General features: G+C 37.9%; 18 protein-coding genes. 5 read left to right on the forward strand and 13 right to left on the reverse strand.

Features of this window, described 5'->3' with window-relative positions; all coding sequences use genetic code 11:
• Positions 1 to 18 precede the first annotated feature (18 nt).
• Complete coding sequence (locus tag GNT69_RS07815; protein WP_203554398.1) at positions 19 to 279, reverse strand: YqkE family protein; 261 nt, start codon at positions 277 to 279, stop codon at positions 19 to 21.
• Positions 280 to 442: 163 nt separating this feature from the next.
• Here GNT69_RS07815 and GNT69_RS25855 point away from each other — a divergent pair, with 163 nt between their 5' ends.
• Positions 443 to 577 carry a hypothetical protein gene (locus tag GNT69_RS25855; protein WP_275411185.1) on the forward strand — a complete coding sequence of 45 codons (135 nt, stop codon included), beginning with the start codon at positions 443 to 445 and terminating at the stop codon, positions 575 to 577.
• 95 nt (positions 578 to 672) lie between these two features.
• Positions 673 to 1,581 (forward strand): alpha/beta hydrolase, encoded by a 909-nt coding sequence (locus tag GNT69_RS07820; RefSeq protein WP_203554399.1) that lies wholly within the window; start codon positions 673 to 675, stop codon positions 1,579 to 1,581.
• 123 nt (positions 1,582 to 1,704) lie between these two features.
• On the opposite strand, the gene GNT69_RS07825 is transcribed toward GNT69_RS07820, so the two are convergent.
• A complete protein-coding gene (locus tag GNT69_RS07825) occupies positions 1,705 to 2,028 on the reverse strand; it encodes an iron-sulfur cluster biosynthesis family protein (protein ID WP_343206468.1) in 324 nt (107 codons plus the stop codon).
• 112 nt (positions 2,029 to 2,140) lie between these two features.
• On the opposite strand from GNT69_RS07825, the gene GNT69_RS07830 reads away from it, so the two are divergent.
• Positions 2,141 to 2,353: a CDGSH iron-sulfur domain-containing protein gene (locus GNT69_RS07830; RefSeq protein ID WP_203554401.1), complete on the forward strand. Its 213-nt coding sequence runs from the start codon at positions 2,141 to 2,143 to the stop codon at positions 2,351 to 2,353.
• Between the two features lie 38 nt (positions 2,354 to 2,391).
• On the opposite strand, the gene GNT69_RS07835 is transcribed toward GNT69_RS07830, so the two are convergent.
• From GNT69_RS07835 to GNT69_RS07880, 10 genes are all read right to left on the reverse strand, one after another.
• Complete coding sequence (locus GNT69_RS07835) at positions 2,392 to 2,727, reverse strand: YolD-like family protein (protein ID WP_203554402.1); 336 nt, start codon at positions 2,725 to 2,727, stop codon at positions 2,392 to 2,394.
• Between the two features lie 45 nt (positions 2,728 to 2,772).
• Positions 2,773 to 4,032: a Y-family DNA polymerase gene (locus GNT69_RS07840; protein ID WP_203554403.1), complete on the reverse strand. Its 1,260-nt coding sequence runs from the start codon at positions 4,030 to 4,032 to the stop codon at positions 2,773 to 2,775.
• Between the two features lie 558 nt (positions 4,033 to 4,590).
• Entirely contained in the window at positions 4,591 to 5,379 is a 789-nt protein-coding gene (locus tag GNT69_RS07845; protein WP_203554404.1) for a YheC/YheD family protein, read from the reverse strand.
• A gap of 45 nt (positions 5,380 to 5,424) precedes the next feature.
• Complete coding sequence (locus tag GNT69_RS07850) at positions 5,425 to 6,750, reverse strand: YheC/YheD family endospore coat-associated protein (RefSeq protein WP_203554405.1); 1,326 nt, start codon at positions 6,748 to 6,750, stop codon at positions 5,425 to 5,427.
• A 166-nt stretch (positions 6,751 to 6,916) separates the two neighbouring features.
• On the reverse strand, positions 6,917 to 7,951 hold the full coding sequence (locus tag GNT69_RS07855) for a YheC/YheD family protein (protein ID WP_203554406.1): 1,035 nt from the start codon (positions 7,949 to 7,951) through the stop codon (positions 6,917 to 6,919).
• 72 nt (positions 7,952 to 8,023) lie between these two features.
• The gene (locus tag GNT69_RS07860; protein WP_203554407.1) at positions 8,024 to 8,485 is read right to left on the reverse strand and encodes a CotY/CotZ family spore coat protein; all 462 of its coding nucleotides are present in this window, start codon (positions 8,483 to 8,485) and stop codon (positions 8,024 to 8,026) included.
• 83 nt (positions 8,486 to 8,568) lie between these two features.
• The gene (locus tag GNT69_RS07865; protein WP_239094135.1) at positions 8,569 to 9,576 is read right to left on the reverse strand and encodes a YheC/YheD family endospore coat-associated protein; all 1,008 of its coding nucleotides are present in this window, start codon (positions 9,574 to 9,576) and stop codon (positions 8,569 to 8,571) included.
• Positions 9,577 to 9,596: 20 nt separating this feature from the next.
• Positions 9,597 to 10,820 (reverse strand): ATP-grasp domain-containing protein, encoded by a 1,224-nt coding sequence (locus GNT69_RS07870; RefSeq protein WP_203554409.1) that lies wholly within the window; start codon positions 10,818 to 10,820, stop codon positions 9,597 to 9,599.
• Positions 10,821 to 10,965: 145 nt separating this feature from the next.
• Complete coding sequence (locus GNT69_RS07875; RefSeq protein WP_203554410.1) at positions 10,966 to 11,760, reverse strand: SDR family NAD(P)-dependent oxidoreductase; 795 nt, start codon at positions 11,758 to 11,760, stop codon at positions 10,966 to 10,968.
• A 17-nt stretch (positions 11,761 to 11,777) separates the two neighbouring features.
• Positions 11,778 to 12,746: an MBL fold metallo-hydrolase gene (locus tag GNT69_RS07880; RefSeq protein ID WP_203554411.1), complete on the reverse strand. Its 969-nt coding sequence runs from the start codon at positions 12,744 to 12,746 to the stop codon at positions 11,778 to 11,780.
• Positions 12,747 to 13,006: 260 nt separating this feature from the next.
• Here GNT69_RS07880 and proC point away from each other — a divergent pair, with 260 nt between their 5' ends.
• Positions 13,007 to 13,879 (forward strand): pyrroline-5-carboxylate reductase, encoded by an 873-nt coding sequence (gene proC / locus GNT69_RS07885; protein ID WP_203554885.1) that lies wholly within the window; start codon positions 13,007 to 13,009, stop codon positions 13,877 to 13,879.
• 60 nt (positions 13,880 to 13,939) lie between these two features.
• On the opposite strand, the gene rnz is transcribed toward proC, so the two are convergent.
• On the reverse strand, positions 13,940 to 14,887 hold the full coding sequence (gene rnz, locus GNT69_RS07890) for a ribonuclease Z (protein WP_203554412.1): 948 nt from the start codon (positions 14,885 to 14,887) through the stop codon (positions 13,940 to 13,942).
• Between the two features lie 173 nt (positions 14,888 to 15,060).
• Between rnz and zwf the strand changes: the two genes are divergently transcribed.
• Positions 15,061 to 16,557 carry a glucose-6-phosphate dehydrogenase gene (gene zwf / locus GNT69_RS07895; protein WP_203554413.1) on the forward strand — a complete coding sequence of 499 codons (1,497 nt, stop codon included), beginning with the start codon at positions 15,061 to 15,063 and terminating at the stop codon, positions 16,555 to 16,557.

The following is a 16,557-nucleotide window of genomic DNA, read 5'->3' on the forward strand; positions in this document are numbered from 1 at the left end:
TCCTTATCTCTTCTTCCGTTACTTAAATTTTTCCCAGTCCATATCACTTTTTGCTAAGAGCTCTTCAAATGACATGTTTTTTTCTCTTTGGCGCCGTTCTTCTCGCTTTTTTTTCGCTTCCGCTTCCTTTCGTTCCTGCTCTTTCTTTTCTTCTACCGCTTTTAGCTCCTGCTTAGTTTGCTTTAGCTGTGACATGATGTCCTGATTTAGCCTATCTCCTAACGTAACAGGTTTATCTTCTTTTTTCGTTTGCGGTTTTATTTGCTTTCTCTTTTTCATGTCGATTCCCTCTTTTTTTCCTTAATCTATATTTAAATTATAACATTGAGTGTTTCATGAAAAAATAAAAATAAACTAAAACCTTCTCGTATTTTCATCATGTATAAGCTAGCCTACTAAAGCCATGTTATTAAAGATATTACTTATGAAAGGAGCTACTGATATGAGCAGAAAGCGTGATAAAGGCTATAGCCAAAAAGGTAAACCTAATGCAGACACTGTTAAACAAAAGATGGCCGTCGAAGATCTTGATCGAGCGATTCATCCAACGAATCGACAAAGCAGAAGTGAAGGTTAACTCTGTGTTATAAGCCGCTATGTTAGCGGCTTTTTATCTACCTATATACACGTTTAATGGTAAAATAATGAAAAAGAATTTTACCGGAGGTTCCTATGAAAAAATTGCTGCGGTTTTTGTTTTCTTTCTTTATACTTCTTACAGCATTTGGGGTTTATTTTACAAATCGGATTATGTTCATCAAAAAGAAAAAAGAAGAAGACATCGTATTTCGCGATGAAAAAGCGGGGTTCATGAAGAATGCTGACTTTAAATCCCTGCCACAAAGGAAAGTTTCCATCACTTCTCCTTTCGGCTATTCCTTACAAGCCATTGCGGTTGAACCATGGAACACGAATCGCTATATGATTTTCTGCCACGGAGTAACAGAAAATAAAATGTCCTCTGTCAAATATATGAATCTTTTCATCGAAAGAGGCTTTAATGCTGTCATTTATGATCAACGCCGACATGGTGAGTCTGGCGGCAAAACGACTAGCTATGGATATTATGAAAAATTCGATTTAAAAGCGGTTGTTGATTGGCTAAATATGGAAAAGGGTTCGAACCTCTTCTTAGGTATCCACGGGGAATCAATGGGCGCTGCGACCATGCTTCAATACGCCGGCGCGCTTGAAGACGGAGCCGATTTTTATATTGCTGACTGTCCGTATTCCGACTTCAGTGAGCAGCTTGCTTATCGAGTAAAAGAAGAGGTAAACTTACCTCCGAAAATGATGATACCGCTTGCGCGTCTTTTCTTAAAAGTCCGAGACCGATACCATTTGAGCCATGTCTCACCTATTTCATCCATCGAAAAGATACATAATCCCGTGCTATTTATTCATAGTAAAAAAGATGACTATATTCTCCCTAATATGACACAAGAACTGTATCACCGAAAGCGAGGTCCGAAACAACTTTTTCTCGCCAAAAACGGCCTACATGCTAGGTCACTATCTGAAAACCGTGAAGAGTACGAACGTGCCCTCGATGATTTTCTCGATAAAGCAAGTTTAGTTTAGTAATAGGCGAGAACCCTCGTGACTTCAGTCATGAGTTGTTGACAACAAAAGTAAATGCGCCTTTGTTCAAGAGAGACAAAAGTGGTTTTTCCAAAAGGAAAATCCACTTTCACCGTCTTATCTTTATACTGTTTTATCAATAAGAGTCATACAAGGGTTAAAATATTGATTCCGACTCTTTAATTGAAAACAGCCCCTATTCTCCACATAATCGATGGTCATTTCTTCATCAAAAAAAATTTTCTTCGTCTTCTCAATATAAACGGTCAGGCTATTCGTTTCAGTCACCTCATCCATTTCATCCGGCCCCTCAACAAACCAAAGCACAGCAATTCCATTCACAGCACAACAATTTTCTGTATCATACTTTATTTTAAAAACTCCATTTTTTCCGGCTGTTCTTTCAATTAACTTCTTTTCTGCATTTTCTGTGATTGTAATATACACCTTTCCCCCACCTTTTTGTATTTTCCGTTTTATTTTAACATGAACGTGCATATGTATCGTATTACTTAAATTCTTTTATTAAGATTTACTTTAATTTAAAGGGGATGGGTATATGTCGAAAGTACAGATTAAGGTCAATGATAACGGGTCATTAAGAATCATCGGGGAAGTTGAATTGAGAGATGGTGAGGGCAACATATATGAAACGAAACCGACATTTTCTTTATGCCGATGTGGCTTAAGCAATAAAAAACCTTTTTGTGATGGTGCACATAAAGGAGAATTTCAGTCAACAGTTCGCGCCGTGCCAAAGGATTCTGAATAACGAAAAAGAGCAATGACAAAGATCATTGCTCTTTTTCGTTATTCCTCAACTATGCGAACATCTACAATGCTTGAAAGTCCGATATCGTGAAAATCTTCAAAGCGATCAGCGATACGCAATTTACTTTTAAGTTGGTCCCAACCACGAATTTTACCGATTACGAGTTTATATTTTTGTTTATGATAATAAGTAATCACAACGAATTTTTTTAACTCCATTGCCTCGAAAATAATTTCATTCATTAACTCAAGCTGTTGCTCGTCTAGTTCTTTCTCTGCTTCCGTTTCGTCTTCTCTCGCCCAATCACGGAGCATCTTCACATGCTCCGGCAGCATCATCGATGTCCATTTTATCCTTCCTCTATCACGAATCATCTCGCTCCCCTCCCTTCCGATTCTTCCTTAATTCAATCGTATCGCTTAACCTTTATGACCACCAACAAGCCTTGAGCGATGCCGAGCTGTTCCTGCCGAGGTATAAGAAACAGCTCGAAGGAGTGCCGTTGAGCCGTGACGGGTACGAATTTTGTCCATTACATAGCCAAGTTCTCGTCTCCTCCAACCATCCGGATCAAAAAGGTCTAGTTGAAATTGACCGTCTTCAGTTAAATTCCCCAGTGAAATTGAAATACTTCGCACGGTCTTTCCCGTATAGTTTTCTGCCAACAATTCCAGACAGACTTGGTAAAGCTCCATCGTAATATTGGTCGGCTGTTCAATCGTCCGTGAACGGTGGAATCCACCTCCTAACTCATCCTGACTATACCCGAGCCCAAAGCTTATTGTCCGACCAGCTTTCTGGTGACTTCTTGCTCTGCGTGCAACTTCCTCGCACATTTCTAACACGACATGTTTGATGTCAGCCACTTCTTTATAATCTCGAAGAAGAATTTGACTTTTCCCAAAACTGACTTGGCCTTCAATTAGCGGAGCACCAATCTCTGAGAAATCAATTCCCCAAGCATGGTGATAGAGTTGATTTCCCATGATTCCGAATTTCTTTTCCAGCTTTTCAAGATCATAATGAGCCAGCTGTCCAACCGTGAATATTCCCATACTATTCAACGTTTTTTCCACTCTCCGGCCAATTCCCCACATTTCTCGCAGCGGGGATACTTGCCAAAGCTTCATCGCAACATCCTCATAGGTCCATTCTGCAATTCCCTGTTTTTTCGCTTCGAGGTCAAGACAAAGTTTAGCCATCAGCATATTAGGACCAATGCCAATCGCACATGGGAGCTGAAATTCTCGTTCAATATCCGTTCTAATTTTTCTAGCAATGCTCCACGTTCCACCGAAAAGCTTTGCAGCTCCATCTACTTTAATAAAACTTTCATCCACACTATAAGTATGAATCGCCTCTTTTGGAGCATAACGATTAAATACCTTGGAAATTTCAGTAGAGATCCTTAAGTAAGTTGACATTTTAGGATCAACAATCTGAATGCGCGGGTCTTCTGGAATCTCAAACAATCTTGAACCGGTTTTAATCCCAAATTCTTTCTTCAAGCGGGGAGATGCAGCTAAAACAACACTGCCAGAACGCTCCTTATTCCCTACAACAGCAAGATAGCATTCAAGTGGATCTAGTCCGAGCATGACCGCAGAACAGCTTGCGTAAAAACTCTTCATATCAATACACAAAATTTGCTTTTGCGGCATATTGCTGTAATCGATCAATTCCCGCCCCTCCTTTTGTACCCAAATCCTCAATGGAACGTTTGTTCTTTTTTATTATATCCATTATAATAAGCGAATATGCGTTCGTTTTCAACGGGAAATTCCAACCAAAAAGGAAATACGAAAATGAAGTGGAATAAAAACCAGTGATTGGTTTTACAAATGAGGCCTCTGTCTTTTACTTAACGAGGTGCAAAAAGCATAAAAGCAGGGACCATATTGAAATTTGTCCTGCTCTTATCACTATTCCTACTTACCTTCTTGACACTTAAAAATAATAGACGGAATAATTCCGCTTAATTAGTAAATATCAATGAAAATTGCTTAAATAAACGGAGAGATTCCGTCTATTGACTCGATAAACGTGAAAATGAGGGATTTTTAGTTGCATAACCGGAAAATCTCCCCTTATATCTCCCGAAACGAGCTCCATTCTGCATTTAACCGGAACATCTCCGCTTATTTTCCTTTCGCTAGTTACTCAATTAAGGACAAGCCTTCTATTTATATTTGTTGTTTTGCACCGTTAAAGAGAACCGTAGTCTTTTACTGAAGCCCTTATCTACATGTCCTTGGATATCCGGAAAACAAATGCTTAATTTTTTTATATGTGTCCATATCGATTCTTTTAAAACTTTTAAAACGAGGGGTTAAGTTTACTTCAATTAACCACGGATTAAAGTATGAATCATACCCTAAGTCAAAACCAAGAATTCGCAGTGCCGGACATTCTTCCGACAATTTTTTCGCCATTTTTATGGAAAGCCGTTCAATCTGTTGCCGATGAAATGAAATATTTTCTTCAGGCACCAGCTTTCTCATAACATCCTCATACCTCATTGGGGTTCCGCCGCTAGAATAATTTGTCACGATTTTTTTCGGATGCCCTACTCGACAAACAATTCCGGTCGTTACCCATTCATTGTTCGAATTTAATTGAACAATCGAGCGAATATCAAAAAGTCTATCCTTGTATTTAAGCAAAGGAATTCCTTGTTGAATTAAATAACTTTTCTTTGTTCGTTTTCTTCTCGCAAAAATTTTTGCTATTTGCTGTTTCAATGCACGGTGGAGCCCGCTCAGTGTGCTGAATGTTTCTTTTCGTTTTTTATAATGATAAGAATAGACAGTCCGCTTATCTTGCAGTTCTTTTTGTACCTTGATGATTCCTCTTCCTAAACTGCCTCTAGACGGTTTAACAAATACTAAATTGTATTTATTAAGCATGTGACGAAGATTTCTTTTCGTAAACCATATTGTTTCAGCGATAAACGGCCTCAATTCAGGATCAGCTCTCAACAATTTCGTTTTTTTCCACTTGCTAATTAACGACTTAAACGTTACCACTCATTCTCATTCCTTTTTATTATGATGCATCGCTAATCGTAAGGCTTACTTATAATCTAGGAGCGCACCTGCATACGCTAATGGAGTTGCAACGACTCGTTTATACATTTTCCTGCTTTTTATCGTTTTTAGCGGTCCAAAATGATTATGCAACCGATTATTTAGTTCAATCACCCATATGTTCAAATTTGTATCAAGCATGACATCGAAAGCTACATCAGCAAAATGAATTCCTTTTTGCTCCAAAGCTAAACATACTTGTTCACAAACCTTTATCATTTCCTTCCTTTTTTTACGTGCTTTACGTTTATTTAATTTATAAATGGTCTTCAATGCTTTTGGCATCGTCATAAAAGAGTCGGTTAACTTTCTGTTCGTCACAATTGCATCCTTCACCCCGACACGGACATAGGCTGCGTTACACACCCATTTTTTCTGCCCATTTTTTTGTAAAATCACTCTAAAAACGATATTCCGACGATTGCTCTCATCGGTAATCGGCTGTTGAGCAATGTACATTGATTTTTTCTGTATGATCTTTAACAACTTGCTCAACTCTTCGCTTGTTTTCACTCTGCTTTTATGAAAATTATTTTGAACAATATACTGACTTCCATCCATAGTTATCTTATAGATCCCTTTTGCACTAAGCCCTTTAATAGGCTTTAAATAAACTGCCTGATGCTTTGAAAGCATTGCCAATATAGTCTTTTCATCTTGGAAGATTTTCGTTTCTGGGAAATAGTTAAAAACCTCAAAAGAATCAGAAAGTAGATCGTATAGTTTCCATTTATTCAATGGAGGGTGATTAAAAAGTTTTCCTCCAGTAAACCGATGTAACTCTTCCCTTTCTTTCTTCCCGCCCCAACATCTTTGGAATACAGCCTCTGGAAAAGGGAAAGTGCCATAATGCCATGTCCCCCTTCGCTGTGATTCATTTGCAGGTCGATAATAATACCCCGTTATTTTTTTATTTCGAAGATCAACCGACTTAGCGGAACACATGACTAACAGCCCACCAACTTCAGAATATTTTGCCGCATAACGTGCTAACCTTCTTAATCTTTTTTCAGTTAAACTCTTTTCATACTTAGCGAAGAGAAAAGCAATGATTGGACCAACAATAAATGAATGATTGTTGATTTTCCATTTAAACTCTAATTCTTCAGGAATTGTATAAGGCGCTGCGAAGCTTTTATGAATACCTGCTGTATTAAATTTCATTTCATTAGAAAAAACGAGACGTACCATTTTAGTGAAACCACCAAATTGAAAACGGCACCTTTCCACATCCTTATTGAATAAAGAACGCATGCTGATGGGAAGTATGAGTTCATTCACCCCAATATTTTCCATTAAACAAAACCGCATCTATATCCCCCTTTCAACAAACTTTTTATTCATTCTATGTGAAGACGTAATTACCGCTTGTGCCTTTTCCTCTATATACGTTTACAACTAGGAAGAAACAAAACAAAAATATAGGAGATGTATTTATCTGACAGACAAATACATCTCCTATAGATGCCAATGCTTATTATTTATAAATCAATGAATGAGCATAATGAATCGGATTAGAGAAAAATAGCCTTTGCAAAGAATCGTCGCGTAAACGTTCGATCATCTTTTTTGATGGTCGCGCATTCACTTCAATGATCTTTATTTCTCCCGTTTCGTTGACCATTAAGTCAACGCCCATTTCTCCCATATGACCATATTGCTTTTCAATTTTAGGTGCTGCAAGCAGGGCGATTTGCCTCATTTTTAATAATAAAATTGTTTTTTCTTGCTCGCTCCAACTTAAAGTTTGTAACGTTTTTTCCAACGGCTCTACTTTAAACGCCAAGTTAGCAATGATGCTGGAATGAAAAACACGTCGTGCCAGAGCTGTCGTTATTCCCCACATTCCTTCATATCCTTTTTGGAGAATGATTCTAACCTCAAAGTATTCTTTATCATCTAAATGCAGTGGCTTTATTTCTTTTTGGATGATGTATTTTTTATCGCCAGTTAATTCAGTGATTTTTGTTAATATCTCCTCTAACGTATGACAAGAGAATTTTGGTTTTGTATTGTTTATAAAAATATGAAATCCAGATTCATCAGTCGTTAATTTAAAGATCCCCCTGCCAAGAGTACCCCATTCTGGCTTAAAATAAAGAGACTCTTTCGTATTTAACAACTCAGAAATTGAAATCTCCTCAAGCTTCCATGTTTCCGATACATAACGATTTAATTCCGAATTCGCTAAAGCTTCATACGATAACCACTTGCTCAAACGATTGACTCGATTAAACACTTTATTAGTACCTAACGCTCTTTCCAACTTCTTAACCGTTTTTACAGAAGTCGTATACGATTGATTGATTACACAATCTGGAAAGGGAAATCTTTTTGTTTTCCAATCCCCATTCTGTTTATAGACACCATTGACCCTCTTTTTCCGCCAATTTATCCCCTTCGGTGTAAATGCAAAAAGCGTAACATCAGGTAAATCATTATAGGGAAGAAAATAATCAAGGAATTTTTTTCGTGCCTTTTTACTAAGCGTCATAATTCCAATAAACTTCATCGACTTTATCACCTCCTAGCTTGGGAGGAAGCCTACCCGAATAGAGAGCACCCACATAAAACGGATGCTCTCTTACCATTTCGGCTCAATAATAATTTTTCGTTTTAACAACTCTGTGCTTAAACATTGAACTCCACAAATACAGCTTAAATCTACTTCGACACAAATCGAGGTTTTCACTAATTTAACAACATCACATAATGAGTTTGTTGGTTTTTTATTAATATCATAAGGACGAAGTAACGTAAGTTTTGCACAGTTAGAGCCTCTTTCAATCGAATCGATCCGAAAGAAAGAAGTTGTAAAGCTATCCATTTTATTCGTTTTCTCATTAAATATATGGCCACTCGTTTCATATATCCCATGCTTTGTTAAAAGAATGAGCGGAATCGTATCCGTCTCAATTAGTCTTCCAAGAATTCTGCCTAAGAAAGGAGTCGAAGCATCAGCTATAAAATCTTGTAATTTCTTTAATTCAAATAAAGCATCCCCTATACTGTTTTGCGAACCAAAATTACTTTCATTGTTTTCCATTGGTCACCCCCCCAATCACTCCCCATTACTAATGTATTTTATGAGGCGATTAACAGTTGGTGAGGTAATAAACTGAAAATAGACTATCGCCTTTTCGTTAAATATTCAGCATATTTCACAAGCCTTTTTGCCACTTCAAATTCTCGATGTTTTGCTCCTGGTCTCCAATTGACTTCATAAATCCAAAGTTTATGATTCTCGTCGATTCCAACATCAATTCCTAATTCATCAAACGAATGCTTATATAATGTCTCAAGATGTGCAGCAAAGGTCAGAGCGAATCGTTCAAGTAATCTTTTTATATTAAAATACTCATTACCAAACTCTTCTTTTAAAAACGGCAAAAGTTCACCGCGGTATCCTCCCCCACTGATATTGCTAATAAACTTTCCATTCCCACTAATTCGTGGATAAATAAGGTTAACCTCCCATTCACCTAATCCATTTTTCTGAACATGTAAACGAAAATCATATGGTAAGCCCGCTTTCGTTTTACAGTCAATAAAAGGCTGGAATAAATAATTTTGATCACCCTTCAATTTTTCAATAAAAAGCTCAAATTGAGACAAATTTAATACATCCTGTTTTGTTCCATCCGTCACTTTAACCTCATTTTCCGTAAGTTTATCAACAAAGATTACGTTTTTGCCATGATTTCCTGAAAAAGGTTTAATGACAATTCTCCCAAATTGATCAAATAATGATAAAAAATCGTTTGCTTTTTTTAAAGAAAAGGTTGGAATTAGGAATGGTGAATATACTCCTTTTTTGGTTATTTTTTTATATACGTTCATTTTGTTGCCAACGGAGTATGATGTAAATGGAATGTCCGTTTTTAATTTTCGATACACTTCCTTTTGGAAAGTCGATTTGGGACCACTAATATTTAAAATAACATCTGGAAAAACAAGAGGATGTTTTTCCCAACTTCCATTGTCATACATCCAACCATCAATTTTGCGGTTTTCAAAGTCAACATTATGATAAGTAAAATAAAAAAAATCGATTCCTTCCATTTTAGCAACCGCAGCACATGCATAGGCCTTTTTAACATTAGACGGATGGTTCTTATCATGCAACATCCCAATCATACTCAAAAAAATCACTCCCTCTATAGAGGTTCCATATAAAACTTTATTTCCTTCGCGGCAGTGATGGCGATTTTTTGAGCATCTTCGAAAGTATCGGCGGAAGCAATCACATACGCATAACGATCCCCCATTGAGTGAGGGGGCTTTAATATCGCTCCTTTGCGCGGTTTTATATAAACATCTTTTACTCCCTCATACGCTAAAGCACGATTCTTTCCAGTCACTTTCAACAGCAATCCTTTTGAGTTTACCGTGATAAATTGGGCAAATACATGGCGATGCTCAGTTATTATCACCTCTGGTTTTTCGCCAAGATACAGCTTTATCACTTCTTGAACAAGACTCATCCCCGATCCTTCGAAAAGAATTTGATTCATTGCACCACCTGAAACCCGTGGATTGATTTCAACTAACTTCCATTTACCTTGAACCAATCTCAATTCTAAATGACAAGATCCATATTCCATCTCAAGGATATTCACAATTTTCTCAACAGTGATTTGAAGTTCCGTCAATAAATGTTCTGCGATCATGGCCGGAAAATGGTATCCGGATACGATAAATCGCTCCCCTAGAGAAATCACTTGTTCGACAATCCCAACGAGGTGTACTTTCCCTTCCCATACAATGACTTCTACTAAATATTGAGGACCCTCTAAATATTCTTCAATTAATATCGGCATATCTTCATTTTCGGTTTTTAAAATCGCTATGCCAGCTTCTAACTCGGAACGATTATTTACGTATAGCACATCTTTCGAACCATTTGACTGGGGAGATTTAATGATAAGAGGGTAGGAATGGGTAAACTGGTTCATCTTATCTTGCAAATTCTCATGAGATAACAATGTAGTAAAAGACGGGTTTACATTGAGGCTTTGAAGTTCTTTTCGAAAGCATATTTTATTCTCCATTTTATACAATGCTTCAATAGATAGCTGAAATAAACCCATTTCAGCTGCAACAACTGCTGCTAGAGAAACATATGGATCGACTAAACTAATGCATGCTTTAAGCGTTTTCCCCTGTAATGTCAGTCGATTAAGCTGATTTATTAAATTCCTCTCGTCAAACAAATTTTCAAGATAAATCATTTGATGAACATCGGGAAACTCCTCTCGTTGCTGGAGGAATTTATCTCTATCGGTAAATAACACCGTAAAATAACCCATTTTTTCTGCAGTTTGAATCGCTTCCCTACTCGTACCAGACTTATTGCTCCCAATAAAAACAATCGTATCCATTCCATATACATCCCCCAATTTTTTTCCATCCCTCTTTAATTTATTCTTTTTAAATTATTGAGTGTATGTACAGTAAGCAAATTTCATAGGTATTAGGCTAATAACAATAGAAAGACTGGTCGTTTTTTCCGACCAGTCTTTTGATTTATTTTTTATTGAACGCGCTTTTGCCAACCCATTCGAATGTACGTGGAAAAAGAGTATGAATGATGCTCCCAGCATTCATCCAACGCGGAAGGTTAATTTCTCTTGTTTTTGTCAACATCCGGTTGACAACCTTGTTAGCGACATATTCTGGCTGAAGCATAAACCGCTGAACATTAAATACATAGGTTCCTTCTTGATCCGCAATCTTGAAAAAGTTAGTAGCAATTGGTCCTGGGTTTACCGCTGTAACAAAAATACCATCATCGCTCACTTCCATGCGCAAACTATTTGTGTAGCCAAGAACCGCATGTTTTGTTGCTGAATAAATACTGGACTTTGGGGTAGCTATTTTCCCAGCCTGAGAAGCAATATTAATAATGTGACCGCTCTTCCTTTCCTTCATCGTTGGAAGGACCATTGATGTACATGCCATTAACCCAACAACATTTACATCAAACATTGCTTTTATTTCGTCGAAACTTGCTTCGTGAGCGTGGCGAAATATACCAAAACCAGCGTTATTAACAAGAACATCCACATACCCAATTTCGGCAAGGACTTCTGTAAATACATACTGAACTGCTTCTAGATTTGAAACATCGAGACTTCTAATAATAACGGAAGTGTTGAACTTCATTTCAAGTTCTTTTTTTAGCTGTTCCAACTTATCAAGGCTGCGGGCAAATAAAATTAGATTAGCCTGCTGACTAGCACATAGACGAGCCATTTCAGCGCCAATCCCTCCTGAAGCACCGGTAATAATAATATTTTTGCCCTGTAAACGATTTTGCATCCTCAAGAACTTCCACCTCATTTTGCAGCGTAGTATAACAATGTCTGTTCTCCCTCTACAACCTTAATTTCGGATAATGATAATAAATAATCTAACTGGGCTACCGTTTCTGAAATGGTCAATCCCGTTTCCAATTCATACACTTTAGGAAATAACTCACGACAAATTTGGAAGGCCGTTCTCGGTTCATGTACGAGCATATTTTTCACTTGCATCGCGCGCTGATGCTGACTAGCAAGCCTTTTTTTAATTAGAGTATGGGCATCCGTCACATCCGCTCCATGACCGGCTAACACAAACGCGATAGGATATTCAGCTAATTTACTAAGCGATTCGTTATATTGGAGTTGCGGTTTCGGTCGCTCAAAGTCTTTAGAAAGTGGAGGTTCAAGTAATGGATTCGGTGAAATATGAGAAAGCAAGACATCCCCACCAATCAGGAAGCCATCTTGCTCACGCCAGAGGGCGATATGCCCCTGTGCATGCCCATGAGTCTCAATGACTTTCCAACCCTCGATTCCTGAAGGGGAATCATTTTCATACAAATATCCAGTTAAGCAGATATTTGGTACAAAAACGAGGGTCTCTTTCATTTTCTCGACAGACGACTTGTAATATTCTTCAGGCACTCCAAATTGACGATATACCTCCTCATAAAACTCATCTTCCATCGTCCATAAACTAGCCGACCGATTTAGCCATCGCTCATTCCAAGGATGCGCATATACTTCTATAGATGCGGATAAATAAGAGAGTAGACCGACATGATCGGGGTGATGATGAGTTAAAATTACCTGCTCAATATCTGCTGGAGTTAATTTCAGCTCAGCTAGTTGCTCATTGAATCTCTGCCAAGCTTCCTCCGTTTTTACTCCAGCATCAATTAATGTCAGCCGTTCACCTTTAATTAAATACGTATGCACATCACCAACTGAAAAAGGCGTTGGTAAAGTTATTTTCGCAATCCCATTTTTCCATTCAACCATTCTTTCTTCTCCTAACTATTCAATAATATATGTTTAAAAGAGCATTTAACAAGTTTCAACAAGGAAACATAAAAAAGTAAAAAAGTGTAATATTTTTATTTTAATCGTTATTTTCCGAATAGACAAACAATTCGCTCAGCTACTTGACAGCTAGTGTATTTTTCTAGGATAATCACTATAAAAAATAAAAAGAAACCTTTCTTCCTAAAAAAGATGAAAGGTCTTTTTATTGCTACATTTCGCACGATGAACTAGTCAAAATTAAAAGTGGAGGACAGAGAATGAATAAACTTGTTTTTATCGGAGCAGGGTCAATGGCAGAGGCATTAATATCAGGAATAACAGAGACAGGGCTACTAAACGGAAATAACATTTGGGTTACAAATCGACATAACGAGGAAAAGTTAGATCAGTTGAAAAAACAATACGGTGTAAACACTTCATATAATTACGACGAACTTTTTACTAATGCAGATGCGGTTATTTTAGCCATGAAACCAAAAGATGCAGCTAGTGCAATTCAAACATTTAAATCTTATCTATCTAATCATCTTCTGATTATATCTGTGCTGGCAGGCGTCTCAATTGCTACAATTGAGACAGTTGCTGAAAAACCAGTGGCAGTCGTTCGAGCAATGCCGAACACGTCAGCGGCTGTAAATAAATCTGCAACTGCATTAGCTTTTAACCCAAAAGTTACGGAAGTACAAAAAAACATTTCACGTCAACTTTTTGACACAGTTGGATTCACAGCATTTGTGAACGAAAATCAGTTGGATGCAGTCACAGGCTTATCAGGAAGTGGACCAGCATATTTTTACTATATAATAGAAGCAATGGAAAAAAGTGCAATTGAGCTCGGATTAGAGCAAAAGTTGGCTAAAGACTTAATTATTCAAACCCTTCGCGGAGCAGCTGATATGGTAGAAAAATCAAATAAAACTCCCGAACAGCTTCGACTTGAGGTAACTAGCCCAGGAGGAACAACGGAGGCAGGAATTTCAATCCTTAATAAATTCGAGGTACAAGAGGCGTTTAGTTCATGTGTTAAGGAAGCTGCGGCTCACTCACAAAAAATGGGAAAAGCACTATCTTCCGAACTAAGACATCCAACTCAACCACTAAACCTTTAGATATTGATAAATTATCAAAGCAAATTTTGAGGGGTTTTTTCAATGGAACAGACCGGTTGATTATCCCCCGGTCTGTGTTTCTTTTTTCTGTATCGGTATCGCCACTTCCATGAAATCATTTGCAATGATTGTGTCAAAAAATACTGCTCTCGCCTCCAGAAGGAGTCGCTCAGCACCTTCTTTATCGTAACGGGAACTAATATGGGTTAAACATAATTTTCTTACATTTGCTTTTTTGGCAATTTCACTTGCCTCAGTCGTCGTACAGTGGAAATACTCACGAGCCATCTCTTCCTCTTCAGCAGAAAAAGTTGCTTCATGTATAAGTAAATCTGCATTTTCAGCAAGTTCTTGAGCCGCTTCACATCGCCTAGTATCCCCAAGAATCGTCACAACTCTCCCTTTTTGCGGTGGACCTAGGAAATCTTCTGGATACAGCATCTGCCCATTCGCATCTTTAACAACTTCTCCATCTTTAATTTTTTTATAAATTGGTCCAGGCTGGACTCCCTTTTCTTTCAATTTATCAACTAATAATGTACCCGCGCGATCTTTTTCTACAATTCTGTATCCAAATGAAGAAATACCATGTTCCAATCGCTTTGCCTCAACGATAAACTGGTCATCTTCAAATACGACCCCTTCTCCGATCTCAACAATTTGAAGGGAATACCTCAAGTAAGTTTTACTTACGTTGAAACTAATATCGAGGTACGCTTTAATACCGGGAGGCCCATAGAGTGTAACAGGTGAATCACCACCTTGAAAGGATCGACTTGCTAATAATCCCGGTAAGCCATAGATATGATCTCCATGCAAATGGGTAATAAATATTTTTTCAATTCTTCGCGGCTTAATACTTGTATGTAAGATTTGATGCTGAGTTGCCTCACCACAATCAAATAACCAAACAACTCCACGCTCCTCAAGAAGCTTTAGAGCAATTGATGTCACATTCCGATGTTTCGCAGGAACTCCGGCCCCAGTTCCTAAAAAAAACACTTCCATAAAAAATAACTCCTTTACATAAAATCCATTTCGAGTTTACTATAACACATATTACAGGATAAAAAGGAATGGAGAGAAGAAACTAAATATGTTTGAATCATTTGCTTATTTACAATAAACAAGATAAAATTTTTTGGATACATACTAACGAGAAAAAAGAGAGGTTTTGAACTTTGACACAGAACGAAAAACCAACTGCATTAATTATGATCTTCGGAGCTACGGGGGATTTGGCCAAGCGAAAATTATTTCCCTCCTTGTACCGATTATTCGAAAAAGATAAACTAAACCGCTTTGCTGTAATTGGAGTCGCGCGAAGATCTCTTACGAACGAAGAATTTCAAACAAGCGTAAGAACATCCGTCACTAATGAAGAGCCTACAGGCAAGAATATAGAAGAATTTGTTTCAAAATTTTCCTATCATTCTCATGATGTAACAGATTCGAATTCTTACTCCGTTTTAAACAACTTAGCTACAGAACTCGATCAAAAATACATGCTAAATGGAAATCGAATCTTCTATCTCGCAATGGCACCCGAATTTTTTGGAACCATTGCCGAACACCTGAAACATGACGGATTAACAGATACAGAAGGCTTTAAACGCCTTGTCATCGAAAAGCCATTTGGCCATGACCTTGAATCTGCCCAAAAGCTTAATAATCAAATTAGAATGGCCTTTTCTGAAAATGAAATTTATCGGATTGACCATTATCTTGGGAAAGAAATGGTCCAAAACATTGAGGTCATCAGATTTGCCAATAGTATTTTTGAGCCGCTGTGGAACAATCGCTTTATTTCAAATATTCAAGTGACTTCGAGTGAAACCCTTGGGGTAGAAGAGCGAGGACGTTATTATGAAAAAAGCGGAGCATTAAGAGATATGGTACAAAACCACATGTTGCAAATGGTCTCCCTTCTGGCAATGGAACCGCCAATCAACCTTTCCACAGACGAGGTTCGTTCTGAAAAAGTTCGGGTATTCAGAGCACTAAGACCAATCAAAGGAGAAGAGGTCAATCAGTTTTTTGTTCGAGGCCAATATGGCAAAGGCTTATTAAACGGAAAAGACGTTCCAGCTTATAGAGACGAAGACATGGTAGACCAAGAATCAAATACGGAGACATTTGTAGCCGGGAAATTAATGATTGATAATTTCCGCTGGGCTGGGGTCCCTTTCTATATACGAACAGGAAAGCGAATGGAAGCAAAAACGACGAAAATTGTTATCCAATTTAAGGACATGCCTATGGATCTATACAATAAGCAAGAAGGTTCTGTTCGTCCTAACCTCCTCGTCATTCACATTCAACCTGAGGAAGGAATTACTCTTTATTTTAATGCCAAAAAAGGTGGACAGTCGTTCGGCTCAACCCCGGTGAAACTTAATTATGCTAACAGAGGCATCAATGGTATCAACACGCCTGAGGCCTACGAAAGGCTATTATACGATTGTTTACGTGGCGATGCGACGAACTTTACGCACTGGGAAGAGGTGGCCCTGTCCTGGAATTTCGTTGATAATATTTCTGCTGAATGGGAAAACGCAAAAGAACAAAGTTTTCCAAATTATGAATCCGGTTCAATGGGACCAAAAGCAGCCGACGCTCTCCTTGCAAAAGACGGATTTTTCTGGTGGCCAGTAACAAACCTAGATGTTGAAACATGA

Source organism: Bacillus sp. B15-48 (genome assembly GCF_016879755.1).
Lineage (GTDB): Bacteria > Bacillota > Bacilli > Bacillales > Cytobacillaceae > Mesobacillus_B.